Here is a 25,240-nt window from a genome sequence, read left to right as displayed (position 1 = left end):
TTCTCGCGACAGGAGATGACATGACCGCTCCGTCCCTCCGACTCGCGCGGCCCTCCCGCCCCGCCGCGACGGCCGCACTCACCGTTGTCGTCGCGATCGTCGTGGTCGTCGCGGCCTGGCAACTCGTCGCCGTCACCTTCTTCACGCGCGAGAACGGCACGCCCGGCGCGATCCCGCCACCGGGCGCCGTACTGGCACGCGTCGCGCAGAACCTCACGGATGCTGGGTACTGGTCGGGCCTGGCCGCGACCGCCGGCGCCGCTCTGAGCGGATACGCGATCGCCGTCGTCATCGCGCTGGTGCTCGGCGCGGCCGTCATCCTCGTTCCCGCCCTCGAGGCCTTCGCGAACCAGCTCGGCATCATCGCGGCATGCATCCCCGTCGCCGCCGTGAGCCCGATCGTCGTGATCATGTCGCCGTCGGGGTCCCGAGCCGTCAGCGTCGTACTGGCGGTGCTCGCCGTGATCTTCCCCATGATCATCGGCGTGCTGCTCGGTCTTCGCGCCGCCAGCCCCGCCCAGCTCGACCTCGTCCACGTCTACGGAGGCACCGAGCTCACGGCGATCCGGCGGGTACGACTGATCAGCGCGCTGCCGGCGCTGCTGACCGCGCTGAAGATCGGCGCGCCCGCCGCCTTCCTGGGGGCGATGACCGGTGAGTTCTTCGCCGTCGGCGTCGACGCCGGCATGGGGCGCCTGCTGATCTCCCAGCAGTACGTCGGCGACTACGCCGGGATGTGGGCCATCGCCGTCCTCGCGGCCTGCGTGTCGGCCCTCGGGTACGCCCTCCTCGCCGCCGTCGCCGCGGTGATCGCGCCGTGGACCCGCCACCTCGGGGGAGGAGCACGATGACCCGCCTGCGCCCGGTGGCGGCATCCGTGCTCACCACCCTCGCCACGCTCGTCGTCCTGCTCGTCGCGTGGCAGCTCACCGTGTCGCTCAGCCATGTCAGCCCGTATCTGACCAAGACGCCCCTCGACGTCGTGGACTACCTTTTCGTCGACGGTCGCTTCAAGCCCGTCGAGGCCGCTGATCGTCGCGCCGCACTCGTGCCGATGATCGGCGTGACGCTGATGCACGCGGGCGTCGGTCTTGTCTGCGGCGTCACGCTCGCCCTCGCCGGCTCGATCGCGATGTCGCTCTCGCGCGGCCTTCGCACCACGTTCCTGCCGATCGCGCTCGTGCTGCAGACCGTGCCGCTCATCGCCATGGCCCCGGTCATCTACGCCGTCTTCGGGGCGGGAATCGTCACGGCGGCGGTCATCGCCGCCATCGTCACCTTCTTCCCGCTGCTGATGAACGTCACGACCGGCCTCGCGTCGGCCTCGCCCGAGACGGTCGATCTCGTGCGCGCCTACGGCGGCGGCCGGCTCACCCTGCTGTGGCGGGTGCAGCTGCCGAGCGCGCTGCCCTTCCTGTTCGCCGGGCTCAAGATCGCCGCGCCGGCGACGATCTCGGCCGCGACCCTCTACGAGTTCCTGTTCTCGTTCGAGGGACTCGGCGCGAACCTCCTCACCAGCAAGTCCTACTCCGACTACGGACTGCTCTGGACCCTCGTCGTCGTGACGATCGCCCTCGCGCTCGCCGCCTACGCCCTCGTCGCCCTCGCGGAGCGGCTCGTGCTGTCGGGCCGCTTCCCCCCGCCGTCCGCCGTCATTCGTCGAGGAGCACCGTCATGATCAGAACGTCGTCCGTACGTCCCGCTCCGGCCGGACCCGCCGAAACACTGCCGGGCGACTCCGGCGTGCACCTGCGAGGACTGACCCGCGAGTTCACCACCCGCACGGGAGTGGTCGCCGCCGTCTCCGACGTCGACCTCGACACGGCCCGCGGCTCGTTCCTGTCGTTGCTCGGCCCGAGCGGCTGCGGCAAGTCGACCATCCTGCGCATCCTCGCCGACCTCGACACCCCCACCGCCGGCGCGGCGCACATCAACGGGATGACGCCGGCCGCGCTGCGCCAGGCGAAGCAGGTGGGGATCGCTTTCCAGGATCACGCTCTGCTGCCCTGGCGCGGTGTCGAGACCAACGTGCGCTTTCCCTTCGACGTCGCCGGCGTCGACGTCGATCGCGCCTGGATCGCGGAGCTGCTCGCGATGGTCGGTCTCACGGAGTTCGCCCGAGCCAAGCCGTGGCAGCTCTCCGGCGGCATGCGCCAGCGCGTCGCCATCGCCCGGGCCCTCGCCCTCCGCCCCAGCGTGCTCTTCCTCGACGAACCCTTCGGCGCCCTCGACGACACGACCCGTCAGCGCCTCAACCTCGAGCTCCAGCGCCTGTGGAGCGAGCAGGGCGCCACGGCGGTCATGGTGACCCACGGCATCCACGAGGCCGTGCTGCTCTCCGACCACATCGCCGTCATGAGTCCTCGCCCCGGAACGATCAAAGAGGTCATCCACGTGGACCTTCCGCGTCCGCGCACGATCGACATGATGGCGACCCCCGAGTTCCACCACTACGTCGACCGGGCCACCGCCCTTCTGTTCCACTGACCGGTGTTCCACTGATCGGTGCCCGCCGCATCCACCCTCCCCGCCGCAGCGAAAGTAGGCAGTTCCATGGCTCTCACCCCCGTCGCCGCCACCGGCGCCCCCGCCGATCTCGACGCCGCCGAGCGCGCGTATCGCGCGTTCATGATCGCTCTCGGCCTCGACGCCGATCACCCCACCATCGTCGACACGCCGCGCCGTGTGGCGCAGGCCGGTCTCGATCTGTTCAGCGGTCTGCACGGCGACCCGATCCGCGCCCTCGGTGGTGGGGAGCCGATCGAAGGCGTCTACCCGGGGCCGGTCGTCGTGCGCGACATCCCGTACTCGTCGGTGTGCGAACACCACATGCTCCCGTTCAAGGGCGTCGTGTCGGTCGCCTACCTGCCGGACCGGATGCTCGCGGGCATCGGCGACTTCGACGCCATGATCCGCGTGCTGGCGGCGCGCCCGCAGATGCAGGAGCGACTGGCGGATCAGATCGCGCAGACCGTCGTCGACACGATCGGTGCGCGCGGCGTGCTGGTCGTGCTGTCGGCCGAGCATGCGTGCATGTGGGCACGAGGCGAGCGGACGGTGGGCTCCGAGGCCTACTCGGTGTCGAGTCGCGGCGTCTACGACGACGACCCGGTGCAGCGGGCCGAGGCTCGCAGCCTGATCGGCCTGCACGGATGAGCAGCCCGACCTGGGTCGACGTCGCCGCCCTCGCCGCGGCGGGCGGCATCGCCGTGCAGCCCATCGGCGCGACCGAGCAGCACGGGCCGCACCTGCCGCTGAGCACCGACGCCGTCATCGCGACGGCGCTCGCCGACACCGCCCGGGACGTGCTCGCGGCGCGCGCCGCGGCGGGGATCGCCGGCGTACCGCCTCTGTGGATGCTGCCGCCGCTGGCGTACGGCACGTCTCCGGAGCACGCCTCGTTCGCGGGCACCGTGAGCCTGTCGTCCACGACCCTGCGCGCGATCTGCCTCGACGTGGCGCGGTCGGTCGCGGCGGCGGGGGTGCGCACGCTCGTGTTCGTCAACGCGCACGGCGGAAACCCGGAACTGCTCCACGTCGTCGCGCGCGAGATCCGCGACCAGACCGGCGTCCTGGTCGTCGTCGTGCACGGGCCGGCGCTGCCGTTGCCGCCGGAGCTGACGGAGGCGGTGCCCCGCCCCGACGTCGACGTGCACGCCGGCTTCTACGAGACCAGCGTGCTGCTCGCCGTCGATCCCGCGTCCGTGCGCCTGCCGCTGGCCGCGCCCGACGGGGTGCCCCGCACCGACGAGCTCGCTGCGGGCGCCCTGACGCCGCTGGTCGGTCCGTTCGCGGCGATCTCGCTGCCCTGGCGCACGGAGGACGTCTCGGCATCCGGCACCATCGGCGACCCGACGGGAGCCAACGCCGAGTGGGGACGGGCCGCCCTCCGGGCGCAGGCCGACGCGCTCGCCGATGTGCTGAGGGAGATCGGCCGGCTGCGGTCGGAATTCTCATGACGGGGCGAGACAGGACCGACTCCGGCCTCCTCTACACTCGTGACGGGTCGCGCGCCGACGCGGCCGACGCACGCGCGGGAGGTCGGGCGATGGAACGCAGCACGCCGACGGACGGCCCTGCGCGCACGCCGACCCTCCAAGAGGTGGCCACGGCGGCCGGCGTCTCGCTCGCGACGGCATCCAACGCCCTCAGCGGACGCCGCGGCGTCAGTGTCGCGCTGCGCGAGCGTGTGCTCGAAGCGGCCGCCGGACTCGGCTACTCCCGCGGCGGAGGTGCCCGCTCGCGCCCCCGCACCGATCGGGTCACCGTCGGCATCGTGCTGCCGGACGTGCGCAATCCCGCCTACGCCGAGCTGGCCCACGCGTTCGAGCAGGAGGGTACCGCGCGCGACTGGTCGATCGTGCTGGCCTCGTCGGGGTACGAGCCCGACCAGGAACTGGACGTCCTCGAAACGCTCGTGCAGACCGCCGACGGCATCATCGTCTCGCCCTCGCGTCCGCCGCGGTCGGGGCTGCACCGCCTCGCCGCCTCGCCCGTGCCGATCGTCACCTGCGATGAGCCGGCCGACTCGCTGCTGATCGCCGGCTCGGTGCGCTCCGACAACTTCGGCGGCGGTCGTGCGGCGGCGCACCACCTCGTGGATGCCGGGGGCACACGATTCGGCCTCGTGGGCGGCCACGGCTACCTGCCCTCGACGCAGGAGCGCCGCGACGGCTTCCTCGCCGGGCTCGCAGATCGCGGGGTTCCCGCATCCGCCGTGACGATCGCGGGGTCGCTCTACGGCATGGACGGGGGACAAGCGGGTATGGCCGAGCTCCTGGAGGAGGCCCCGGACGTCGACGCCGTCTTCGCCCTCAGCGACATGCAGGCGATCGGTGCGCTCTTCGAGGCGCAGCAGGCGGGCCGCTCGATCCCCGGCGATCTGCTGCTGTGCGGATACGACGGCATCGGGTGGACGCAGCGCCTGTCGCCCACCATCACCACCATCCGCCAGGACTGGCCGGGCATCGCGGCGCGCGCTCTGGAGCTGCTGGACGAAGCCATGAACGGCGCCGGCCCGGCCGGCTACGGGTCTGCGCGGGTTCTCGCGGTCAGTCTCGTCGAGGGCGAGTCGACGCGCCGATCCTGAGCGCGGCCGCCCTGCCGGTGATCGGCGCGGCCGCTCGATCGCGTCGAGCGTGCACCCGCGGCCGCCGGAGTGCGTAAGATGTATGCATCTGAATCCAACTTGGAGGCATCACCCGCATGACCACGTACAACGTCGGCATCATCATCGGCAGCATCTCGTCGACCTCGATCAACCGTCGCCTCGCGAACGCTCTGGTTCGCCTTGCGCCGCAGGCCGACCTCACCCTCACCGAGCTGCCCATCGCCGCTCTGCCGTTCTACTCCGCCGACAACGACGGTGCCATCCCCGCCGAGGCCGCCGCGTTCAAGTCCTCGATCGAGTCGTCGGACGCCGTCATCATCGTGACCCCCGAGTACAACCGCTCAGTGCCCGGCGTGCTGAAGAACGCGCTCGACACGGCGAGCCGTCCGTGGGGACAGAACAGCTTCGCCGGCAAGCCGTCGGCCGTCATCGGCGCCTCCATCGGCGCGATCGGCACCGCGGTCGCCCAGCAGCACCTGCGCTCGATCCTGTCGTTCCTCGCCTCGCCCGAGCTGTCGCAGCCCGAGGCGTACATCCACCTGCGCGACGGTCTCATCACCGATGACGGCGAGGTCACCGACGAGTCGACCGCCGAGTTCCTCGTCTCGTGGCTGAAGGCCGTGCACACCCACGTCGCGAAGTCGCTCAGCTCCGCCGAGTGATCATCGCCGCTCGCTGAAGGGGTGCCCGCCGTCCGGCGGGCACCCCTTCGTCTGCAACCGGCAACCAGAGGCGGCGCGTCAGGCACCGTCCCGCGTGCGCATGAGCTGCAGCTCCCAATCGGCGGGCAGGCGATCGGCGGGGCCGGGCACCGGCTGATCCAGCGGGTGGCTCGTCGGGGGCGCGAGCGAGGGACCGATCACCGCCGTCTGTGCGCCGTAATCCCACCACCAGCTCTCGCCCGGCTCGTAGCTCTGCACGTAGCGGTGGCCGGAGTCCGCCGCGTGCGCCGATGCGTGGCGATGCGGCGACGAGTCGCAGCAGCCCACGTGACCACACGCGGCGCAGCGGCGCAGATGCAGCCACCATCCGCCGACCGCCTCGCAGTCGGCGCAGCCGTCGCCGCTGGGTGCGGCACTCACATCGATCTGCGGCATCCGTCGACCCCCTCCACGCGGGCGAGCCCGACCACTCTTCTCAGCCGATCTCGGCGATCGCGTCGGTGATCACTCGCGCCACCTCGACGGGGTGGGTCTGCATCACGAGATGCGGTGCATCCAGTTCCACGACCTTCCGCAGTCCCGCGCGCTGGTATCCGAAGCGCTCGACGTCGGGGTTGATGGTGCGATCCGCCGCCGACACGATTCCCCAGGCCGGCTTCGTCTTCCATGCCGCCGCCGGCGCACCCTCGCCGAACGCCAGCGCCGCCAGGGGTCGCTGCGAGGCGGCGAGCACCTGTGCGTGCGCCAGGGCGACGCCGTGGGCGAACACCTCCGGGAAGGCATCCACCTCGACCGTCACGTCCGTGCCCGGCTCGCCGCCGTCGACGGGGAACGGCGTGTACACCAGGTGCTGGGCGAGGTCGGAGTCGGGAAAGCCACCCTGCAGCTCTCCGAGGCTCTCACCCTCCGTGAGTGCGTATCCGGAGACGTAGACCAGTCCGACGACGTTCTCGGCCATGCCCGCGACCGTGATGACCGCCCCGCCATACGAATGACCGGCCAGCAGCACGGGGCCGTCGATCTGCTCGACGACGGAGCGGATGTAGGCGGAGTCGCCGATGAGGCTGCGATTGGGGACGGCGGGAACGCGGACGCGCATTCCCTGATCGAGCAGGGCGCGGGTGACGGGGGCCCAGCTGGCCGCGTCGGCGAATGCGCCGTGGATGAGGACGATGGTCGGTGTCTCGGTCATGGCCGGCTCCCTCTCTGCGCGGGGCGTCGACCCGATGCCGATCCGCTCCCGCCCGGCCACAGTAGGCAGCCGTGGCCGCAGCGAGGCAGGGCCGACTGTCGAAAAGGCGGCTCGACATCTGTCGAGCGCCTGCGCGGGCGTGTCGGCGCCGGGCGGGGGACAATGGCACGTGCCGCGTCGCGGCGAGAAGGGAGACACCGTGCCCGCTGCACGTCGTCGCATCGGTTTCCTGCTCTTCGACGGCGTGAAGGCGCTCGATGTGATCGGTCCGGCGGAGGTGTTCGCCGAGGCCAATCTGACCGCCGACACGTACGATCTCGTCTTCCTCTCCGCGTCGGGCGCAGATGTCATGACGAGCATGGGTCTCGCCTTCGGCGTCCACGCTGCGGCATCCGACAGCGGTCCCCTCGACACGATCGTCGTCCCCGGGAGCGAGTGGGCGCCGGACGTCTTCGACGACGCCGAGCTGCGCGCCGCCATCGTCCTGCTGTCGCGTCGGGCGCGTCGCGTCGCGTCGATCTGCAGCGGCGCCTTCGGCCTCGCCGCCGTGGGTCTGCTCGACGGCGGCCCCGCGACCACGCACTGGAAGTTCGCGGACGAGCTGGCTCGTCGACACCCGGCCGTGCGCGTGGATGCCGAACACCTCTTCACGCGGCAGGGTGAGGTCTTCACGTCCGCCGGCGTCGCCGCCGGCATCGACCTCGCGCTGTGTCTCGTGGAAGACGACCTGGGCGCGGACGTCGCCCGCACGGTGGCGCAGGGCCTTCTGGTCTACATGCGCAGAGCCGGCGGTCAGGCGCAGTTCTCGGCACCGCTGCGCGCCCGCACGCCGCGCACGTCGCTGGGCGCCGCCATCGCGGCGTATGTCGCCGAGAACCCGACGCGCCCGCTGACGGTGGGCGAGCTGGCCGCGCACGTCAACGTCAGCACGCGACACGTGACCCGCGTCATCCGTGACGAGCTGGGCGCGACGGCCGCCTCCTACGTCGCCGCGGTGCGCCTGTCGATCGCCGTCGCACTGCTCGAGTCCGGGGCGGCGGTCACCGAAGCTGCGGCGTCGGCCGGGTTTCCCTCCGTCGTGGCGCTTCGGCGCGCCTTCGCGGCGCAGTACCGCATGACGCCTTCCGAGTATCAGCGCCGGTTCCGCCGCACCGCATCGGTCTAGACCACTGCCTCAGGACGCGATCTCCTCGGCATCCGCATCATCGTCGACGCAGATCGGGTCGAGCTCCGCGGCCACCGCCACGGCCTGCGCTGGGTCACCGTCCGCGGGCGCCCTGTTCGCGTCGCGCACCAGATCCGCCAGCGCGGCGACACCGGGTGTCTGCGGCTCAGCGAAGAAGAGGGTCATCGTCCACCCCGCCGCCCCGGCGAGCGTGAGCGACTCGGCCCGGAGGGTGACCCAGCCGTGCGTGTCGATGTGCACCATCGGCCAGGCGTTGAACTGCGGTCCGACGCCGCACGCGCCCCAGATGCGCCGAAACCGGTCGTCGGTGCGGCCGAGCGCTGCGACGATCTGGCGGAGCCTCGCATCGCGTGGATCCGCGTGGTATCTGAGCGATGCGACGAGGGCGCGCGCCGTGCGCTCCCAGTGCGCTTCGGAGTGCGGGTCGGGATAGTGGGCGAACACCGACATCACGAGGTTCATGCCGGGACGCAGCCCACCCGGTGCCAGGAGGAGACCGGGCCGGTTGACCGCGACGACGTCCATCGTCGCATTCGAGATGTAGGCGGGCGTATCACGGTGCAGGCGCAGCAGGTCGAGAGCACCCGACGGCATCTGGCCGGTCGCCGCCGGTTCGGCATGTCCGGCTGCCAGCGCGGCCATGCGCCGCAGATGCTCGTCTCCGTAGTGGTCGAGCCGCAGCGCGCGGCTGAGCGCGGAGAGCACCTGCTGGGACGGCTGGTGGCCGCGCCCCTGCTCCAAGCGCAGGTAGTAGTCCGCACTGATGCCGGCGAGTTCGGCGACCTCCGTGCGTCGCAGGCCGGCCACCCGTCGCCCCCGCTCTGCGGCCAGACCGACGCTCTCGGGGCTCAGCGATTCGCGGCGGTCGCGCAGAAACTCGGCGAGGGGGTTGCGCGTGCCGTCCATCGTTCTCCTCGGGGTTTTGGAGAGGGCATTCCAATTGTGGATCCCGCGTCGCCCTGAGCGTGGGGCGCAAACGGACAGGAATGCGCCGGATCCGGACCGATCCGTGAGTCGTCCACCCGCCGACGGAGTACGTTCGACACCGTGGGTCGACCCCGGCGATATGACGAGAACGAGCTCCTGGATGCCGCGCAGGAGCTCTTCTGGACGCGCGGATACGATCGCACCTCCGTCGAGGACATCGCTGCGGCATCCGGTGTCGCCACCAGCAGCCTGTACGCGACGCACGGCTCCAAGCGCGACCTTTTCCTTCAGGTCTTCCGGCGGTACTGCGCAGGCCGCGTCGATGTCGTGGCGGATGCCGTGTCGGACAGCACCGATGACGGAGACGAACTGCTCGCGATATTCCTGCGCCGCGTGGTCGACGACTGCGTCTCCTACCCCGACCGCCGCGGATGCCTCATGCTCACCAGCCTCACCGAACTGCGTGAGCGCTTCCCCGAAGTGGTCGAGATCTCCACCGTCACGATCGCGGCGATGGAGGAGGCCGTTGCGACCGCGCTGGCCCACACCGCCCATCGCGCCGGGCGCCGGCTGCACGCGCGCGACGTCGCCGCCCGCGCCGAGCAGGCGGTGCTGGCCTCGCAGGCCGTCATCCACCTCAGCCGGCTTCCCCTGCCGCGGCCCCGTCTGCTCGCGATGGGCGAGGCCCTCTTGAGGTCCTGACAGAATCCGTCAGACGTCGAAAGCCTCCGCCGGGCCTTCGCGGTAGATTCGCACCAGGAGGCGAGCATGGCAGAGTTCAGCAGAGGCTTCGGATCCCGCCGCCGCGAGTCGGATGCGCAGCTTCCGCCGGGGCAGTACCTCACGGCGGACTTCCCCGTGCTGTCGGCGGGTCCGACGCCGCGGATCGCGACCGAGGAGTGGGAGTTCTCGGTGGTCACCGAGACCGGACAGACGACATCGTGGTCGTGGGAGCAGCTGCAGGCGCTTCCGATCGAAGACATCCACACCGACATCCACTGCGTGACCCGGTGGTCCAAACGGGGCACCCGATGGCGCGGTGTGTCGCTCGACACGCTGCTGGAGGGGGTCGCGACGACGGCCGTCTCGGCGATGGCGCACTCCTATGGCGGCTACACGACCAACGTGCCGCTCGTCGATCTCCGCGGTGGACGCGCGTGGGTCGCCTTCGAGTTCGACGGCGCTCCTCTCGCACCCGAGCACGGCGGTCCCGCACGACTGCTCGTGCCCCACCTCTACTTCTGGAAGAGCGCGAAGTGGGTGCGCGGGCTCGTCCTGCAGGAACGCGACGATCCCGGCTTCTGGGAGCAGAACGGCTACAACCTCCACGGGGATCCGTGGCGGGAGGAACGCTACTGGTGAGCGCCTCGGCCTGGCTTCCGGCCCACGTGGCCGCGGTTGCCGCCCTCACCGCACATGCCCGTCGGATCACCCTGGACGTGCCCGCCTGGCCGGGCAATCTGCCGGGCCAGCACCTCGACGTGCGTCTGACCGCTGAGGACGGATACCAGGCAGAACGGTCGTACTCGATCGCAAGCATCGGAGATGGTCCGCTCGTCGAGCTCGCGGTCGACGAGGTGCCTGACGGCGAGGTGTCGCCCTACCTCGTCCGCGACGTCCAGCCGGGTGACTTCCTCGAGGTCAAGGGACCCCTCGGCGAGTACTTCGTCTGGCGTGAGGACGATCCCGCGCCCGTGCAGTTGATCGCGGGGGGATCGGGGGTCGTGCCCCTGCTGGCCATGGCTCGCGCGCGTGCCGTCGCCGACGGTGCGGCTCCGTTCCGCCTGCTCTGCTCGACCCGTTCGCCGGCCGACGCGATGTACGCCGACGAGATCTCCCGCCTTCCACCCGCCGCGTTCACGGTGTCGTGGGTCTACACACGCCAGCCGCCGCCCGGGTGGCCGCGAACGGCAGGCCGCGTCACCGATGCCGAGCTGGCGCAGCTGTGCTGGCCGCCCGCGGAGCGCCCCGCCGTCTTCGTGTGCGGGCCGACGTCGTTCGTGGAGGCGGTCGCCGACGCGCTCGTTCGCATCGGGCACGAGCCGGCGCGGATTCGCACGGAGAGATTCGGAGGGTCATCATGACGACGGATGCCGTGGCGCACCCGACGCCCGTCGGGCGCCGCGTCGCTCGAGTCGACGGCAACGCACTGGCGGGGATGCTCTCCGGCGTGTTCGCCGACGACCCGACCTCGATCGTCGTCGTGTGCGGGCATTGCGCGCGCTCGGGACCGTTGGCCGAGGCCGTCGTGGAGCGCGACGAGCATGCCGCGATCGTGCGCTGTCGCGGGTGCTCCCGGACGCTCATGACGGTCGTGGCGCCGCCGTCGGGTCCGGCCATCAGGATCGCCGCCCTCGCCGAGCTGATCAGCCCGACTGTCGCCCGCTAAGCCGACGCGAGCTCGGGTCGGGCCTCCCACAGTCTCGCGGTCTTCAGCGCGAGGTGCAGAGTGCTGCGCTGCAGGCCGTCGGCCAGCGCTTCGCGCACCGCCGCGGGCATGTGCTCGAGGCGGTAGTAGAGAGTCGTGCGGTGGATGTGCAGCCGGGCACAGGTATCGGGTGCCCGGCCCGCCTCGTCAAGATAGGCCTCGATGGTCTGACGCTGTACCTCGTCACCGGCGGTCAGCAGCGCGTGCGCGGCGGGGGAGACCAACTGAAGCAGGCGCGGCGAGGCGGGGACGGACTGCACCAGCATCCATCCACCGAGCTCTTCCGCCCGCGGCGCGAGTGCCTGCGGCATCGTGGCACGCAGACGCGCGGCATCCAGGGCCTGGCGGATCGTCGGCAACGGATCGTCGCGATCGGGCGGGCAGTCGGCGGTCGCGAGAGCAGACGGGCGCGCCGAGTGCGCACGCGTCTCGCGCTCGACGGCGGCGATGCAGGCCGCCATGTCGACCGTCGCGGGGGAGATCAGGACGACGGCGTCGTCGACGATGTCCACGACGTCGGTCGGCGCGGGCAAGGCTGCGGCGAGGCGGCGCCCCAGCGCGATCTGCTCCACCTCGCCGGTGCCGTTCGCGAGCACGGCCCAGACGCGCAGCGGTTCATCGGGCGCGACGACCCATCGCCGGGAGCGGAGCTCCCACAGCGCATCGGTGCGCGCGGTGGCATCACCGGCGAGCAGGGCGGTGCAGACGCGCTCGCGTCGGCCGCCGTCGCCGCCGTGTGCGCGTGCCAGCAGATGGACGGCGGCGTCGACCACACCCCAGGCACGCGAATCCAGGTCGCCCGCCGAGCGGCCGACGACGCGCAGGGTCAGTGATCCGACACCGACCGCAACATCGACGAACCGCGCACCGGCGACGGGCTCCGATACCGCCGCCGCCGGCTGTCGGTCGCCCGACGCGCTGCCGGTCAGGCGCACCCGCGCCCCCAACGATCGCGCCACCTGGTCGATCACCTCGATCGTCTTCATGCCCGTCTCCTCGCGTCGCCCCGGTGAGGCCACGGTAGGACCGGCACGACCTCGCGAGCGTGGCCCTTTCGTGGCCACCACCGTGCGCGAGCGGCGCGGATGCCGTCAGCCGGCGTGTTCGCGGGCGCGCAGATCCTTGCGCAGGATCTTTCCGGACGTCGACTTGGGGATCGACTCGATGAACTCGACCCGCCGGATCTTCTTGTGCGGCGCGACGTTGTCGGCGACGAAGCCCATCACCTCCTCCGCGGTGAGCCCGGAGTCGGGCGCGGGCACGATGAACGCCTTCGGGATCTCCTGCTTGTCGTCGTCGAGCACGCCGATGACGGCGGCATCCATCACCTTCGGATGGCCCAGCAGCAGCGCTTCCAGCTCGGCCGGTGCGATCTGGTAGCCCTTGTACTTGATGAGCTCCTTCACGCGGTCGACGATCGAGAAGTAGCCGCCGTCGTGGTAGACGGCGATGTCGCCGGTGTGGAGGAAGCCGTCGGCATCCAGGGTCTCGGCCGTCGCCTCGGGCTTGTTGAGGTAGCCGAGCATGACGTTCGGGCCCTGCACCCACAGCTCGCCCGGCCGGGTGCGCCCGTCGTCTTCGATCTCGGTGATCTCCTCGCCGGTCTCGGTGTCGACGAGCTTGCACACGATGTTCGGCAGGATCGTGCCCACCGAGCTCACCGGGATGTCATCGCGCGTATACGGCATGGCGTGGGAGACGGGGCTCAGCTCGCTCATGCCGTAGCCCTGCATCATGCGCGCGTTGATGCGGCGGGCGGCGATCTCGGCCGTCTCGCCGTCGAGCGGCGCGGCGCCGGAGAACACGGTGTGCACCGTGGAGATGTCGAACTGATCGACGATCGGATGCTTGGCGAGAGCCACCGCGATGGGCGGAGCGATGTACAGGTACGTGCAGCCGTAGGTCTGGATGTTGGTGAGGAACTGCACGAGGTCGAACTTGGGCATGGTGACCAGGGTCGCCCGCTGCTTGAGCGCGAGATTGAGCAGCACCGTCATGCCGTAGATGTGGAAGAAGGGGAGCACCGCGAGCACGCGGTCGGTGTTCTTGAGATCGATGTTGATGCGACACTGCGCGACGTTCGCGACGAGGTTGCGGTGACTGAGCATGACGCCCTTGGGAATGCCGGTCGTCCCCGACGAGTAGGGCAGGACGGCCACGTGCGTCGCCGGGTCGAACGACACCTCCGGCGCGGCACGGCCCTCGCCGAGCAGGCTGCGCAGATCGGGATGCCCGTCGGCACCGTCGAGCACGACGAGTCGCTCGGTGGGGATGCCGACGGCCTCTGCCGCCTGCTGCGCGGCGCCCAACAGCGGGCTCACGGTGATGAGCCAGCTGGCCCCGGCGTCTCGCAGTTGCTTCTCGATCTCGCCGGCGGTGTACAGCGAGTTGATCGTCGTCACCGTCGCGCCGGCGCGAAGGATGCCGTGGAACACGGTGGCGAACGCCGGCACGTTCGGGCAGAGCAGACCGAGCACGGTGTCGGTGCCGACGCCGCGAGCAGCCAGCGCGCCGGCGAAGGCGTCGACCTGCGTCTTGAGCGCGCCGTAGGAGGTCTCGGCGCCCGTTGCCGGATCGATGAGGGCGATGCGCGCGGCGTCATCCGCGCTGAGATCGGCGAACAGGTCGTCGTAGATGCTGACGCCCGGGATCTCGACATCGGGGAAGGGGCTGGTGAACACGGCGGTCTCCTTCGACGGCGGGCGGCGAATGCCCGCGCGGACCGGCGACGCTGCCGGGTGCGTCCATCATGCCACCGTCGGACGCGTATGCGGCACGCGGTCTCTACATCTGCGAGACCGCGTGCCGCCCCGCGGGCGTCAGACGAGCACGGCGCTCTCCCGAGCACGACGGCCGATCGCGAGGCGCTCGGCGGCGCGCTCCTCCGCGGCATCCAGCGGTGTGATGTCGCGCGCGGCCGCATCGGCGAAGAGAGCGCGCACGGTGTCGCCGATCGCGGCGACACGATCCATGATCTGGCTGCGCGTGCCCAGGTGCTTCGCCTCCAGGTCCAGGTACACGACGCCGCCCGCGTTGACCACGAAGTCGGGTGCGTAGAGGATGCCGCGCGCCGCGAGGCGATCGGCACCCGAGCGGTGGGCCAGCGGGTTGTTCGCCGGGCCGCAGACGGCGCGCGCGGCGAGCGCGTCGATGGTGTCGGCGTCGAGCACGCCGCCGATGCCCGCGGGCACGAAGACGTCGGCCTCGATGAGGTGCTCCGAGCCCGGCTCGACCCATCGTGCGCCGAGCTCGGCGGCGAGGGTGCGCTTCGCGGGGTTCACGTCGGTCACCGTCAGCACCGCGCCTTCCGCGCTCAGGCGGACCGCGAGTCGGCTGCCGACCTGACCGAGCCCGGAGATCGTGATCCGTCGCCCGACGACCTCGTGCGTGCCGGTCACCTGCTCGAGCGTGGCGCGCAGCGCCTCGTACACGCCGAGGCTCGTCGGGCCCGCGGGTTCGCCCGAACCGCCGACGGCGTCGGGCAGGCCGACCACGTGCGCGGTCCGTTCGCTGACGACGAGCATGTCCTCCGTCGTCGACCCGACATCCTCCGCGGTCCGGTAGCTGCCGCCGAAACGGTCGACGGCGTCGCCGAGGTCGAGGTACGCCGCACGCCGGCGATCGGCATCGAGCGTCGTTCCCGGCGGCAGACAGATCACGGATTTGCCGCCGCCGGCGTCCAGCCCGGCCGCGGCGTTCTTGAGCGTCATCGCGGCCGACAGCCGCAGGGCGTCGCCGACGGCGTCGCTCCAGTGCGGGTAGGTCCACATCCGGGCGCCGCCGAGGGCGGGCCCGAGCGTCGAGGAGTGCAGGGCGACGGTGATGAGCAGTCCGCTGCGCGGGCCCGTCGTCACCTCCACGCGCTCGTGGGAGAAATCGGGCAGGGGCAGGGTGTGCGTCATCGCATCCTCTTTCGGCGGGCCTTGTGGGCGGTGCTCGGTGGATGCCGCGGCGTTGCGGCATCCACCCCCTATTGTGCCTCCACGGGCACCGATCGCGGGGGTGCGGCCGTGTGTGCGGCGTCGGGCGCGACGTCGGTGCCGGGGTCGGAGAGATCGAACCGACGACCGCGCAGTGCGCGCAGCGCGTACAGGATGGTCGCCAGATCGATCACTTCCTGCCCGAGCGCACCGAGGACGGCGGGCACCCGCCCGGTCGTCGCGAGCAGCATCGCCGCGACGCTGAGGGCGATGCCGATCCAGATGGCGACGTAGGCCACGCGCAGTGTGTCGCGGCCGATCGCGACCGCCTCGGCCACCTTCGTCAGCGAATCCTTCAGCACGACGGCGTCCGCCGCGTCGCCGGCGGCGGTGGCTCCCCGTGCGCCCATCGCGATGCCGATGTCGGCGGCGGCGAGCACCGGCGCATCGTTGACGCCGTCGCCGACCATGAGCACGGGGCGCGGCGTCATCATCGCGGCCAGATGCACCTTCTCGGCGGGCAGCAGGTCGGCGTGCACCTCGTCGACCCCCACCGACCCCGCCACGGCGTCGGCGGTGGGCCGGGCGTCGCCGGTGAGCATCGTGACGCGTTCCACGCCGTGTCCGCGCAACCAGCGCACGACGGCACGCGACTCGGGCCGTGCGCCGTCGGCGAGGACGAGGGCTCCGGCGAAGCGGCCGTCGACGGCCACGTACGCGGCCGCCTGACCCGCATCCAGCGCGGTGAGCGTGGTGTCGGGTGCGAGCGACGCGACGTAGGCCGGCTTTCCGACCACCACGCGCCGTCCGCCGATCACGGCGGTCACCCCGTTGGTCGCTTCCTCGTGCGCGTCGTCGGCCGGCTCCACCACGATGCCGCGCGCAGACGCGGCGTGGCGGATGCCGTCGGCCAGCACATGGGCGGAGTACTGCTCGGCCGACGCCGCCCACGTCAGCAGCCGTTCGGGATCGATCCCGGGCGCGGGGCGCACATCGACCAGCACGGGCCGGCCCTGGGTCAGGGTTCCGGTCTTGTCGAAGGCGGCGGAGCGCGCGCGTGCCAGTTGCTCGATGACGGCGCCTCCCTTGACGATGATGCCGGCCTTCGCCGCGCGCGAGATGCCGCCGAGGAAGGCGACCGGTGCCGCGATCAGCAGCGGGCAGGGTGTGGCCAGCACGAGCACCTCCGCGAACCGGACGGAGTCGCCCGACAGTCCCCAGGCCGCTCCGGCGATGGCGAGCGAGACCGCCGTGAAGGGGATCGCGAATCGGTCGGCCAGGCGCACCATCGGAGCGCGCGATTCCTGCGCGGCACGCACGAGGGCGATGATCTGCTGATACTGGCTGTCGGCGCTGCGCCGGAGAGCGCGCACGCGGATCGCCCGCGATCCGTTGACGGCACCCGAGAGCACGGTCTGGCCGGCGGTACGCGTGACCGGCATGCTCTCGCCGGTCAGCGACGACTCGTCGAAGCTCGCCTCCTCCGACAGGAGGGTGCCGTCCACCGGAACGACCTCGGCCGGCCGCACGAGAAGCTCGTCGCCGACGGCGACCTCGTCGGCGGGAAGGTCCCGGGTCTCGTCACCGGCGCCCGGACGGCGCACGTGCGCGATCTGCGGTGCGCGATCCAGCAGCGCCGTCAGCTCGCGCGTCGCGCGACGGCCCGCGTAGTCTTCGAGCGCCTCGCCGCCGGAGAGCATGAGCACGATGATCAGCGCCGCGATCGTCTCGCCGACAGCGAGGGTCGCGACCATCGCGACGACGGCGAGCACGTCGAGTCCGACATGACCACGCATCACGTCGCGGACCATGCCGATGATCGTCCAGACGACGATCGCCGAGACGTAGGCGGTGGTGATCGCGGTCGCCCACCCGCCCTGCCCCGCGCCGACCAGCGCAGCGGCGACGATGCCCACGACGACGGTCGCGGTGATCACGGGATACCGCCCGAGGGCGGCGACGATGCGGCGCATGCCCCCAGCATTCTCCTCGTACCGCGGGCCCGCCAGTAAGGCTGGATTGCCTTGCCTGGACGATGTCGGCGACGTTCGCGGGGCGGTCCGCCCTAGGCTGGCGACATGACCGAGAACCTGTCGCCGCGCAGTCGCATCGTCCACGAGGCCCTTCGCTCCGCCGGAGTGTCGGGGGAGATCATCACGCTTCCGGATGCCGCATCGACGGCGGCGCTCGCCGCTGCCGCGCTCGGCGTCGAGGTCGGGGCCATCGCGAACAGTCTCGTCTTCATGTCGGACGGCGAGCCGCTGCTCGTGATGACGAGCGGGGCGCACCGCGTGGACACGGCGGCTCTCGCCCAGCGCCTCGGCCGGCGCAGCATCGTGCGGGCCTCGCCGGATGAGGTGCGCGCCGCGACCGGCCAGGCGATCGGCGGCGTGGCGCCCACCGGCCACCCCGCCCCGCTGGCCACGGTCGTCGACGAGGCGCTCGCCGGGTTCGACGAGATCTGGGCGGCCGGCGGCACTCCCCACACGGTGTTCCCTCTCACCTTCGACGAGCTCGTCCGGCTCACCGGCGGCACCGTGAGCGCCGTGGACTGAACCAGCTCAGTCGCCCCGCAGCACCTCCCAGGCGGTGACCGCGGCGGCCGCCGTCCACGCCTGCGGGCGGCACGCGGCGGGGTAGGGAGCGGGCGCGCGCACCTCGTCGGCGCCGTCACCGGCGTACAGCTCCGGCACGCGGAAGTCGAAGGCCTCGGCTCCGGCGAGCATCTGCGCGACGATCCGTCGGGCATGCCCGAGCAGGCCGGCGCGCAGCATTCCGCGGGCGATGATCGCCGTGTCGTGGATCCAGACGCTGCCGCCGTGATAGCTGAGCGGCCAGTAGCCGCCTGCGTCGGTCGAGAGGGTGCGGATGCCGAAGCCGGACGCCATCCGCGGCTCGATCAGCAGGTCGGCGACGCTCGCCTCCTCCGCGGGGTCGAGGATGCCGGTACCCAGGAGGTGTCCGATGTTGGAGGTGAGCGTGTCGACCGCGCGGCCGTCGCGGTCGAGGGCGATCGCCGGGAATCGTCCGGACGGCGTCGTCACCCAGAAGCGCTGCGCGAAACGCTGCTTGAGATCGCGCGCCCACGTGCGCAGCCGCTCGGCGCCGGGCCGGCCGAACCGCTCCAGCAGGTCGGCTCCGCCGATCGCCGCCTCGTACGCATAGCCCTGGACTTCGCAGAGCGCGATGGGGCCGGCGGCCAGGGAACCGTCATGCCATTGGATGGAGTCGCCCGAGTCCTTCCACCCCTGATTGGACAGGCCGTGGCCTGTCTCGTCCACGTACTCGAGGAAGCCCGTGCGCTCCGCTGAGGTGACGATCCACTCGAGCGCGGCTTCCATCGCGGGCAGCAGCGCGCTCACCTCGGCATGCGGCATCCGCTCGGCCGTCTCGGCGAGCACGCAGACCCACAGCGCTGTCGCGTCGACGGTGCCGTAGTACAGCGGCGGCAGCACGATGCCCTCACCCGGCATCGTCAACGTCGACGCACGCAGCTCGTGCATGATCTTGCCCGGCTGCTCGGCCGTCGTCGGGTCGTCTCGCGTGCCCTGCAGACGTGCGAGGACGCGCAGCGTGGATGCCGCGAGCCGTGCATCCAGCGGCAGCAGCAGTCGAGCCGCCCAGAGCGAGTCGCGTCCGAACAGGGTGAAGAACCAGGGTGCCCCGGCTGCGAAGAACTCGTCCTCCGGTGCGTCGGGAAGGGTCAGGCGCAGCGCGCCGAGATCGTCGAGGGCGCGGTCGAGCCAGCGCGGCAGACGTGGATCAGTCCCCGTGGGTGTCGACGGGCGCTCCCAGGGGATCGTCGCGGCTGCCCCGCGCACCACCAGGGCGGCGTCGGCCAGGATCGCCGTCCACGACACGCTCATCCGCCCTCGCGGCGGGCAGTCCAGGCGCCATTCCACGCTGATCTCGCCGTCGTCGTCGGCGGCGAGCGCGGCACCCGGTGCCGTCAGCTGAACGGATGCGTCGCCCCGACGGACGATGACCGTGCCGTCGGAGATCGTCAGCTCGCCGTGCGTCCGGCCGGACGCACCCGCCTTCACGTCCTGCAGGGCGCCGATGTCCACGCGCACGCGGGCCCGCAGCCGGAGGAGGACCGGTGCGTCGCGGGCGGAGCGCACGGTGAGCGACTCGGTGACGCGCCCCTCGACCACGGTGCGCTCCCGCTGCAGACGCACCTTCGGATCGGGCGTGTCGTCGTCCACGCCACGCAGGAGCGCGTCCATCCGCACGGCGCCGGCCGCGATCGGATCCGTCGCGATGTGTTCCGGGCGACGCCATGCGCCGTCGGCGCCGGCATAGTGCACGTCCAGACCCCGGACGAACCGGGTGTCTCCGTGGTAGATGCCGTCGATCGGGGCCGCCCCCATGTCGCCGTCACGCCCCGACCATGCCTGGGTGGGCGCGGCGAGCGCAACGATCCGGTCGGACAGGAATGGCTGCAAACCGGCCGTCATCCCTTCACTGCTCCTTCGCTGGTGTTCATGATCTTCCTCTGGAAGATGAAGAAGAGGACGGCGACGGGGATCGTCATGATCGCCGCGGCCGCGAGCTTGAGAGGGTACTGCGTGCCCTGGCTGAGCTGGCCCGATGCGAGCGACGCGACGCCCTTGGTGAGTGTCGTGAGCTCGGGCGACTGGGTCGACACGATGAAGTGGCTGAGTTCGTTCCACGAGCCCTGGAACGAGAGGATCACGATCGTGATCAGCGCGGGCCGGGCCATCGGCAGTACGATCGACCAGAACACCCGGAAGGTCCCGGCCCCGTCGATGCGGGCCTGCTCTTCGACGGAGTCGGGGATCGACTCGAAGAAGTTCTTCATGATGAACACGCCCGCGGCGTCCACCAGCAGCGGCAGGATCATGCCGGCGTACGAGTTGTAGAGGCCGAGCTGGTTCAGCACGAGGAACTTCGGGATCAGCAGCACGACCGTGGGCACGGCCATCACCGCCACGACCAGGGCGAACACGACGCCGCGCCCTCGGAAGCGGAGCCGCGCGAGCGCGTACCCGGCCAGGGAGACGAAGAACACGCGGCCGACGGTGACGCAGAGCGTCACGATGGTCGAGTTGGCGAACCACAGCGGGAAGTCGCTGTGCAGGAACAGACGTTCGTACGCGGCCGTCGAGAACGTCGCGGGGATCAGGGAGACCGGGTCGGCGGCGGCATCCGGTTCGGTCTTGAACGAGGTCGCCACCTGCACCAGGAAGGGGTAGATGTAGACGAGGGCGAGCAGCACCAGCATCCCGTACAGCAGCACCTGGCCGGTGAGGCTGCGGGGGGTGATGCGCCGGTGGCGCCGCGGCGGTCGCGTCGGCGGCGCGCTCTGCACTTCGACGGTGCCGAGGGTGGTGGTCATGCGTCGACCTCCTTCGAGGGCGAAGGGCTCGTGGATGCCGCCGCGCGCGGCTGATAGGCGCGGATGCGCCGCTTCGAGACCGGGCGGTCGCGGAGCACCCAGCGCTGCAGGAGCGTGAAGGCGATGATGATGACGAAGAGAATGAAGGCGATCGCCGCTCCCACACCCCAGTCCTGGTTCTGGAAGGCGGAGGTGTACGAGAGGTAGGCCGGTGTCATCGTCGTCTTGGCGGGACCGCCCTGCGTGCCGGTGTAGATCTGGTCGAACACCTGCCAGCAGCCGATGAGTCCGAGCGTGATCACCGTGAACAGCGTCGGCCGCAGCTGAGGGAGCGTGATGTGCCAGAAGCACTGCCACCCGTTGGCGCCGTCCATCATGCCCGCCTCGCCGAGCTCGACGCCGATGTTCTGCAGCGCGGCGATGAACAGCAGCATGAAGGTGCCGCTCGTCGTGAACACCGCCATCAGCACGAACGCCGACATCGCGATCGACGGACCCGCCAGCCAGTCCCACCAGGAGACCCCGAGAAAACCCGCTCCGGTGAGTGCGTCCGGCCCGTTCGAGACGCCGACCGCCCCGAGTGCGACGTGCACGATGCCGCGGGGATCGTTGAACCAGTTGGGGGCGGCGACACCGATCGCCGACATGATCTGGTTGACGGGGCCGGCGAACGAGAACAGGAACAGCCACAGCACCGTGATCGCGACCGAACTGGTCACCGACGGGAAGTAGAAGGCGGTGCGGAAGAAGCCGCGCCCGCGGAGGATGCGGCGGCTGACCAGGACGGCGAGGAACAGCGACAGCACCGTCTGCAGCGGCACGACGAGCAGCACATACCACGCGTTGTTGCGCAGCGCCGTGCCGAAGTCGCGCTCGGCCAGCCCGCCACCGGTGGTGATCGCGGCGTAGTTGTCGAGGCCGACGAAGCCGACGGAGCCGGAGAGGGGGCTCCCGCGCCCCGACCAGTCCGAGAAGCTCACCCAGAGCGCCATGAGCACGGGGATCAGCAGGAAGACGCCGAGGATGAGGATGACGGGCGAGACGAACAGCCAGCCCGCACCGGCCTCGCCACGGCGGATTCCGCGGGAGCGCGGATGCCGGGGCGAGACCGGGCGCGAGGGCGTCGCGGCCGGAGCGACGGGAGCGGACATGATCAGCCGACGACGGCCTCGAGGTTCGACTGCACCGAGTCGAGGATCTTCTTGGGGTCGCCCGTCTTCAGCGACTCCAGCTGCGCGTTGAAGTCCTTGATCACGTCTGCGGCGCCCTTGTTGGTGGGAACGCCCTGCGCATAGTCGGCGCCGTTGAGGAACGCCACGAGCGAGGGGTTGTCGTTCTTCCACGTCTGGGCGGCGGACTGCACCGACGGCATGGGGCCGAACGCCTTCGAGAACGCGAGCTGCTGGTCGGCGCTGGTGAGGTACTCGACGAGGTCGAGCGCGGCCTTCTGGTTGGGGCTGTCCGCGGCCATGCCCCAGCAGTTGGTGAACTGGAGGGTGCCCTTGCCGGCGCTGCCGGCGGGAAGCTCGACCACCTTGGCCTTCACGTCGGGGTAGTCGCCCAGGGCGCCGGTGATCCAGTTGCCCTCGATCGTCATGGCGCCCAGCTGCTTGCCGAACGCCTCGCCGCCCCAGCCGGCTCCGACGTCGGAGGCGTAGGCGAACGTGCCGTCCTGCAGGTGCTTCTGGACATAGGTGAGCGCCGTCACGTTGGCGTCGCTGTTGGCTTCGGCCGTCTTGCCGTCCTCGGAGACGAGGCGGCCGCCGGCCTGGGCCATGACGGCGCCGAGACGGGCGTACTCGCCGCCGAAGACGAGCCCCTTCGTGGAGCCGTTCGTGAGCTTCGCGGCCACGGCGGCCAGCTGGTCCCAGGTGGTCGGGATGTCGGCGTCGGTCAGGCCCGCCTTCGTCCACAGGTTCTCGTTGATGACCAGCTGCAGCGTCGAGAAGTCCTTCGGCGCGCAGAAGAAGGTGTTGTCGTAGGTGAAGTTCTTCACGAGCGACGGGTAGAAGTCGTCCTTGTTGCTGAGCTGGTCGCCGTAGGCCTTCAGCGAGCCGTTGCTCGCGAAGCCCGCAAGCTGGTCGGTGCTGAGGTAGAAGAGGTCCGGCGGAGAGCCCGCCGCGAAGCCCTGCGACAGCTGCTGGGCGAGGTCGGTCGCGGCGACGACCGACGCCGACACACCGGATTTCGCGGACCAGGCGGCGATGGCATCCTGCACGGCCTTGGTCTCGGCGTCTCCGGACGAGCCGATCATGATCGTCAGTGGCTTGTCGGACGACGTCAGATCCCCGGCGCTGGCCGAGGGGTCAGAGCCCGACCCGCTGAATCCCTGTCCGCATCCGGTCAGCAGCAGGCTCGAGGCCACGGCCAGGCCTCCTGCCGCGAGCAGCGTCCGTGCTGTGTGTCGCTTCATCGCATCTCCTTCGATCGCGGGGCTCGCGCGTGGGCAGCGCGGCCCATGGTGCCATCCCGCGCGGATCGTCCGTGCGATCCGCCCTTGGATCGATCATTTGATCGTTCAAATTGTGGGATGCTTGAAAAGATAGACGACGAGGCCGAGACCGTCAAGGAGGACCGCGTGAACAGATCGGCGACGATCGAAGACGTGGCGCGGGCCGCGGGCGTCTCGCGCCAGACGGTCAGCAACGTGATCAACTCTCCTCACATCGTGCGCGAGCAGACCCGCGCGCGGGTGGCCGACGCGATCTCGCGCCTCAACTACGCGCCGCACGCCTCCGCCCGTCGACTGCGCACGCGACGCAGCTCGACCATCGGCATCCACCTCGACCCGTACGCCGGCGGGATCTCGGGCGTCGTGCTCGACCGCTTCGTTCACGCCCTCACCGAGCAGGCGGGCGAGCGGAGCCTGCGCGTCATGCTCTACGCGGCGCGCACCCCCGAGGAGGAGATCCGACGGATGGGGGATCTGCGTGAGGGCGGAGAGATCGACGCGGTCGTCATCACCGGAACCTTCCCGGGCGATCCTCGCGCGGAGTGGCTCCTGGAGCGCGGCGTGCCCTTCGTCTCGTTCGGCCGCCCCTGGGGCCGTGACGACGTGGGCGCCCCCAGCCATCACTGGGTCGACGTCGACGGGGCCGCCGGCACCGCCGAGGCGACACGGCATGCGCTGGCGACGGCGGGTCCGCGCGTCGCCTTCCTGGGCTGGCCCGCGGGCTCCGCAACGGGCGACGACCGCGAACGAGGCTGGCGTCGGGCGCTGGATGCCGGGGACGTGCGCGCGGCCGGATGGACGCCGATCCGTGTCGTGAGCGACGAGAACGTGGCGCGGGCGCGTGACGTCGCCGCCCACCTCGTCGCCTCCGACGAGATCGATGCCATCGTGTGCGTCAGCGACTCTCTGGCGGTCGGTGCGCACCTGGCCGCGGTGGCGGCCGGGCGCCCCGCCCTGCCGATCATCGGCTTCGACAACACCCCGGCCGCCGAAGCCTTGGGTCTGTCCAGCGTCGAGCAGCTGCCCGAGGAGGTCGCCGTCGGCGCCCTGGATCTGCTGCTCGGAGGCGCGGCCTCCATCGAGCACCGTGCCGCCGAACCCGGGAGTGCCCACGTCCTCGTCGAGCCGCGCCTCGTCGTGCGTGAGACGGCGCCGCCGAGCGTTCAGCCGTAGAGCCGGCGCTGCAGTTCGTCCGCCGCCGTCGTCACCGCCGGTGCGAGCGCCTCCGCGGTGTGACCGGCCTCGGCGGGCCACGTCACCGCGATCGCCGCGACCGGCCAGCCGGCGTGGTCGCGGACGGCGACCGCCACCGAACGGAAGCCGAGGGTCACCTCGCCGTCTTCACCCGCGAAGCCCGCGGCGCGTGTCTGACGCAGCAGCTCGCGAAGTTCGGTCGGGCGCCTCGGCCCGCGACCCGTGCGGTCGGCGAAGGCCGCGGCATCCGGGTAGAGCGCGCGCACCTGCTCGCGCGGCAGAGCGGCGAGCATCGCTCGTCCCGTCGCCGTGAGGTGAGCCGGCAGCCGCACACCCACGTCCGTGACGAGCGCAGGGCGCCGCGGCGCGCGCTCCTCGACGATGTACAGGACATCGCGGCCGGTCATCACCGCCACGTGCGTGCTCTCACCGAGGCGGTCGGAGAGGGCGGCGACGAGGGGACGGCCCAGGCGCGCAAGAGGCTGCTGACGGACGTAGCCGCCGGCCAGCTCGAACGCGGCCGTACCCAGCCCCCAGCGCCGGTCGTGCGGAAGATGCACCACGAAACCGTGCGTCGCCATCGCGGTCAGCAGGTGGTACACGCTCGAGCGGGGGATGGCGAGGCCTTCGGAGATCGTCCGGGCGGCGACCGGTCCGCGCTGGCGTGCGAGATAGGCGAGGATCCGCAGGGTCTGGTCCGCGGCCGGGACCTGCACCGCCTTCGGCGGCGCATCCGCATCGCCGAGATTGTCTGGTATCACAGACACACAATGCCACGCCCGTGTGGCTGCGCGGGCACAGCCGGGGTGG

26 protein-coding genes are annotated in these 25,240 nt (G+C 71.2%); 14 read left to right on the top strand and 12 right to left on the bottom strand.

Features of this window, described 5'->3' with window-relative positions; genetic code table 11:
* Positions 1–20 precede the first annotated feature (20 nt).
* From ACT53O_RS10000 to ACT53O_RS09970, 7 genes are all read left to right on the top strand, one after another.
* The gene (locus ACT53O_RS10000) at positions 21–851 is read left to right on the top strand and encodes an ABC transporter permease (RefSeq protein WP_476152176.1); all 831 of its coding nucleotides are present in this window, start codon (positions 21–23) and stop codon (positions 849–851) included.
* Complete coding sequence (locus ACT53O_RS09995) at positions 848–1,678, top strand: ABC transporter permease (protein WP_476152174.1); 831 nt, start codon at positions 848–850, stop codon at positions 1,676–1,678. The genes ACT53O_RS10000 and ACT53O_RS09995 overlap by 4 nt, the downstream gene beginning before the upstream one ends.
* The gene (locus ACT53O_RS09990) at positions 1,675–2,487 is read left to right on the top strand and encodes an ABC transporter ATP-binding protein (protein ID WP_476152172.1); all 813 of its coding nucleotides are present in this window, start codon (positions 1,675–1,677) and stop codon (positions 2,485–2,487) included. Before ACT53O_RS09995 ends, ACT53O_RS09990 begins: the two co-directional genes overlap by 4 nt.
* Positions 2,488–2,553: 66 nt before the next feature.
* Positions 2,554–3,156, top strand: coding sequence for a GTP cyclohydrolase I (gene folE / locus ACT53O_RS09985; RefSeq protein WP_476152170.1), 603 nt, complete (start codon positions 2,554–2,556; stop codon positions 3,154–3,156).
* Positions 3,153–3,959, top strand: a complete 807-nt coding sequence (locus tag ACT53O_RS09980) for a creatininase family protein (protein WP_295818737.1) — start codon at positions 3,153–3,155, stop codon at positions 3,957–3,959. The genes folE and ACT53O_RS09980 overlap by 4 nt, the downstream gene beginning before the upstream one ends.
* An 89-nt stretch (positions 3,960–4,048) precedes the next feature.
* Complete coding sequence (locus ACT53O_RS09975; protein ID WP_162722393.1) at positions 4,049–5,089, top strand: LacI family DNA-binding transcriptional regulator; 1,041 nt, start codon at positions 4,049–4,051, stop codon at positions 5,087–5,089.
* Positions 5,090–5,205: 116 nt separating this feature from the next.
* The gene (locus ACT53O_RS09970) at positions 5,206–5,772 is read left to right on the top strand and encodes an NADPH-dependent FMN reductase (protein WP_036321432.1); all 567 of its coding nucleotides are present in this window, start codon (positions 5,206–5,208) and stop codon (positions 5,770–5,772) included.
* Between the two features lie 78 nt (positions 5,773–5,850).
* Here the strand turns inward: ACT53O_RS09970 and ACT53O_RS09965 are convergent, their stop codons facing one another.
* Together ACT53O_RS09965 and ACT53O_RS09960 are read right to left on the bottom strand one after the other, a co-directional pair.
* Positions 5,851–6,207 (bottom strand): UBP-type zinc finger domain-containing protein, encoded by a 357-nt coding sequence (locus ACT53O_RS09965; RefSeq protein ID WP_112931080.1) that lies wholly within the window; start codon positions 6,205–6,207, stop codon positions 5,851–5,853.
* Between the two features lie 40 nt (positions 6,208–6,247).
* Positions 6,248–6,964 (bottom strand): alpha/beta fold hydrolase, encoded by a 717-nt coding sequence (locus ACT53O_RS09960; RefSeq protein WP_295775890.1) that lies wholly within the window; start codon positions 6,962–6,964, stop codon positions 6,248–6,250.
* Between the two features lie 199 nt (positions 6,965–7,163).
* Here ACT53O_RS09960 and ACT53O_RS09955 point away from each other — a divergent pair, with 199 nt between their 5' ends.
* Positions 7,164–8,129: a GlxA family transcriptional regulator gene (locus ACT53O_RS09955; RefSeq protein WP_476152166.1), complete on the top strand. Its 966-nt coding sequence runs from the start codon at positions 7,164–7,166 to the stop codon at positions 8,127–8,129.
* Positions 8,130–8,138: 9 nt separating this feature from the next.
* On the opposite strand, the gene ACT53O_RS09950 is transcribed toward ACT53O_RS09955, so the two are convergent.
* Positions 8,139–9,056: a helix-turn-helix domain-containing protein gene (locus ACT53O_RS09950; RefSeq protein ID WP_433718498.1), complete on the bottom strand. Its 918-nt coding sequence runs from the start codon at positions 9,054–9,056 to the stop codon at positions 8,139–8,141.
* A gap of 141 nt (positions 9,057–9,197) precedes the next feature.
* Between ACT53O_RS09950 and ACT53O_RS09945 the strand changes: the two genes are divergently transcribed.
* From ACT53O_RS09945 to ACT53O_RS09930, 4 genes are all read left to right on the top strand, one after another.
* A complete protein-coding gene (locus ACT53O_RS09945; RefSeq protein WP_051039661.1) occupies positions 9,198–9,779 on the top strand; it encodes a TetR/AcrR family transcriptional regulator in 582 nt (193 codons plus the stop codon).
* 66 nt (positions 9,780–9,845) lie between these two features.
* A complete protein-coding gene (locus ACT53O_RS09940) occupies positions 9,846–10,439 on the top strand; it encodes a sulfite oxidase-like oxidoreductase (protein WP_135949676.1) in 594 nt (197 codons plus the stop codon).
* Entirely contained in the window at positions 10,436–11,161 is a 726-nt protein-coding gene (locus ACT53O_RS09935; RefSeq protein WP_039412068.1) for an FAD-binding oxidoreductase, read from the top strand. Before ACT53O_RS09940 ends, ACT53O_RS09935 begins: the two co-directional genes overlap by 4 nt.
* A complete protein-coding gene (locus tag ACT53O_RS09930) occupies positions 11,158–11,466 on the top strand; it encodes a DUF6510 family protein (RefSeq protein ID WP_036321449.1) in 309 nt (102 codons plus the stop codon). The genes ACT53O_RS09935 and ACT53O_RS09930 overlap by 4 nt, the downstream gene beginning before the upstream one ends.
* Here the strand turns inward: ACT53O_RS09930 and ACT53O_RS09925 are convergent.
* The 4 genes from ACT53O_RS09925 to ACT53O_RS09910 all read right to left on the bottom strand — a co-directional run bounded on the left by ACT53O_RS09925 (position 11,463) and on the right by ACT53O_RS09910 (position 17,398).
* Positions 11,463–12,491 (bottom strand): helix-turn-helix domain-containing protein, encoded by a 1,029-nt coding sequence (locus ACT53O_RS09925; RefSeq protein ID WP_135949677.1) that lies wholly within the window; start codon positions 12,489–12,491, stop codon positions 11,463–11,465. The two genes, ACT53O_RS09930 and ACT53O_RS09925, sit on opposite strands and share 4 nt — an antisense overlap.
* Before the next feature lie 105 nt (positions 12,492–12,596).
* On the bottom strand, positions 12,597–14,186 hold the full coding sequence (locus ACT53O_RS09920) for an AMP-binding protein (protein WP_347417436.1): 1,590 nt from the start codon (positions 14,184–14,186) through the stop codon (positions 12,597–12,599).
* Positions 14,187–14,324: 138 nt separating this feature from the next.
* The gene (locus ACT53O_RS09915) at positions 14,325–15,407 is read right to left on the bottom strand and encodes a Glu/Leu/Phe/Val dehydrogenase family protein (protein WP_112931087.1); all 1,083 of its coding nucleotides are present in this window, start codon (positions 15,405–15,407) and stop codon (positions 14,325–14,327) included.
* 68 nt (positions 15,408–15,475) lie between these two features.
* On the bottom strand, positions 15,476–17,398 hold the full coding sequence (locus tag ACT53O_RS09910; RefSeq protein WP_476152161.1) for a heavy metal translocating P-type ATPase: 1,923 nt from the start codon (positions 17,396–17,398) through the stop codon (positions 15,476–15,478).
* A gap of 105 nt (positions 17,399–17,503) precedes the next feature.
* Here ACT53O_RS09910 and ACT53O_RS09905 point away from each other — a divergent pair, with 105 nt between their 5' ends.
* On the top strand, positions 17,504–17,980 hold the full coding sequence (locus ACT53O_RS09905) for a YbaK/EbsC family protein (RefSeq protein ID WP_005052264.1): 477 nt from the start codon (positions 17,504–17,506) through the stop codon (positions 17,978–17,980).
* A gap of 6 nt (positions 17,981–17,986) precedes the next feature.
* Here the strand turns inward: ACT53O_RS09905 and ACT53O_RS09900 are convergent, their stop codons facing one another.
* Genes ACT53O_RS09900 through ACT53O_RS09885 form a run of 4 tightly spaced genes read right to left on the bottom strand, consistent with a single transcriptional unit; the run spans position 17,987 to position 23,197 of the window.
* Positions 17,987–19,882 carry a glycogen debranching N-terminal domain-containing protein gene (locus tag ACT53O_RS09900; RefSeq protein WP_112931089.1) on the bottom strand — a complete coding sequence of 632 codons (1,896 nt, stop codon included), beginning with the start codon at positions 19,880–19,882 and terminating at the stop codon, positions 17,987–17,989.
* The gene (locus ACT53O_RS09895) at positions 19,879–20,784 is read right to left on the bottom strand and encodes a carbohydrate ABC transporter permease (protein ID WP_005052269.1); all 906 of its coding nucleotides are present in this window, start codon (positions 20,782–20,784) and stop codon (positions 19,879–19,881) included. The genes ACT53O_RS09900 and ACT53O_RS09895 overlap by 4 nt, the downstream gene beginning before the upstream one ends.
* Positions 20,781–21,935: a carbohydrate ABC transporter permease gene (locus ACT53O_RS09890; RefSeq protein WP_476152158.1), complete on the bottom strand. Its 1,155-nt coding sequence runs from the start codon at positions 21,933–21,935 to the stop codon at positions 20,781–20,783. Before ACT53O_RS09890 ends, ACT53O_RS09895 begins: the two co-directional genes overlap by 4 nt.
* A gap of 2 nt (positions 21,936–21,937) precedes the next feature.
* On the bottom strand, positions 21,938–23,197 hold the full coding sequence (locus tag ACT53O_RS09885; protein ID WP_476152156.1) for a sugar ABC transporter substrate-binding protein: 1,260 nt from the start codon (positions 23,195–23,197) through the stop codon (positions 21,938–21,940).
* 117 nt (positions 23,198–23,314) lie between these two features.
* On the opposite strand from ACT53O_RS09885, the gene ACT53O_RS09880 reads away from it, so the two are divergent.
* Complete coding sequence (locus ACT53O_RS09880; protein WP_005052276.1) at positions 23,315–24,409, top strand: LacI family DNA-binding transcriptional regulator; 1,095 nt, start codon at positions 23,315–23,317, stop codon at positions 24,407–24,409.
* Here the strand turns inward: ACT53O_RS09880 and ACT53O_RS09875 are convergent.
* The gene (locus ACT53O_RS09875) at positions 24,400–25,197 is read right to left on the bottom strand and encodes an IclR family transcriptional regulator (RefSeq protein ID WP_005052278.1); all 798 of its coding nucleotides are present in this window, start codon (positions 25,195–25,197) and stop codon (positions 24,400–24,402) included. The genes ACT53O_RS09880 and ACT53O_RS09875 overlap by 10 nt on opposite strands.
* Positions 25,198–25,240 lie beyond the last annotated feature (43 nt).

The sequence above is a fragment of the Microbacterium sp. DMC48 genome, assembly GCF_056313825.1.
The sequence above is the reverse complement of the archived record's forward strand: the minus strand, read 5'-3'. Positions and strand labels throughout refer to the sequence as shown.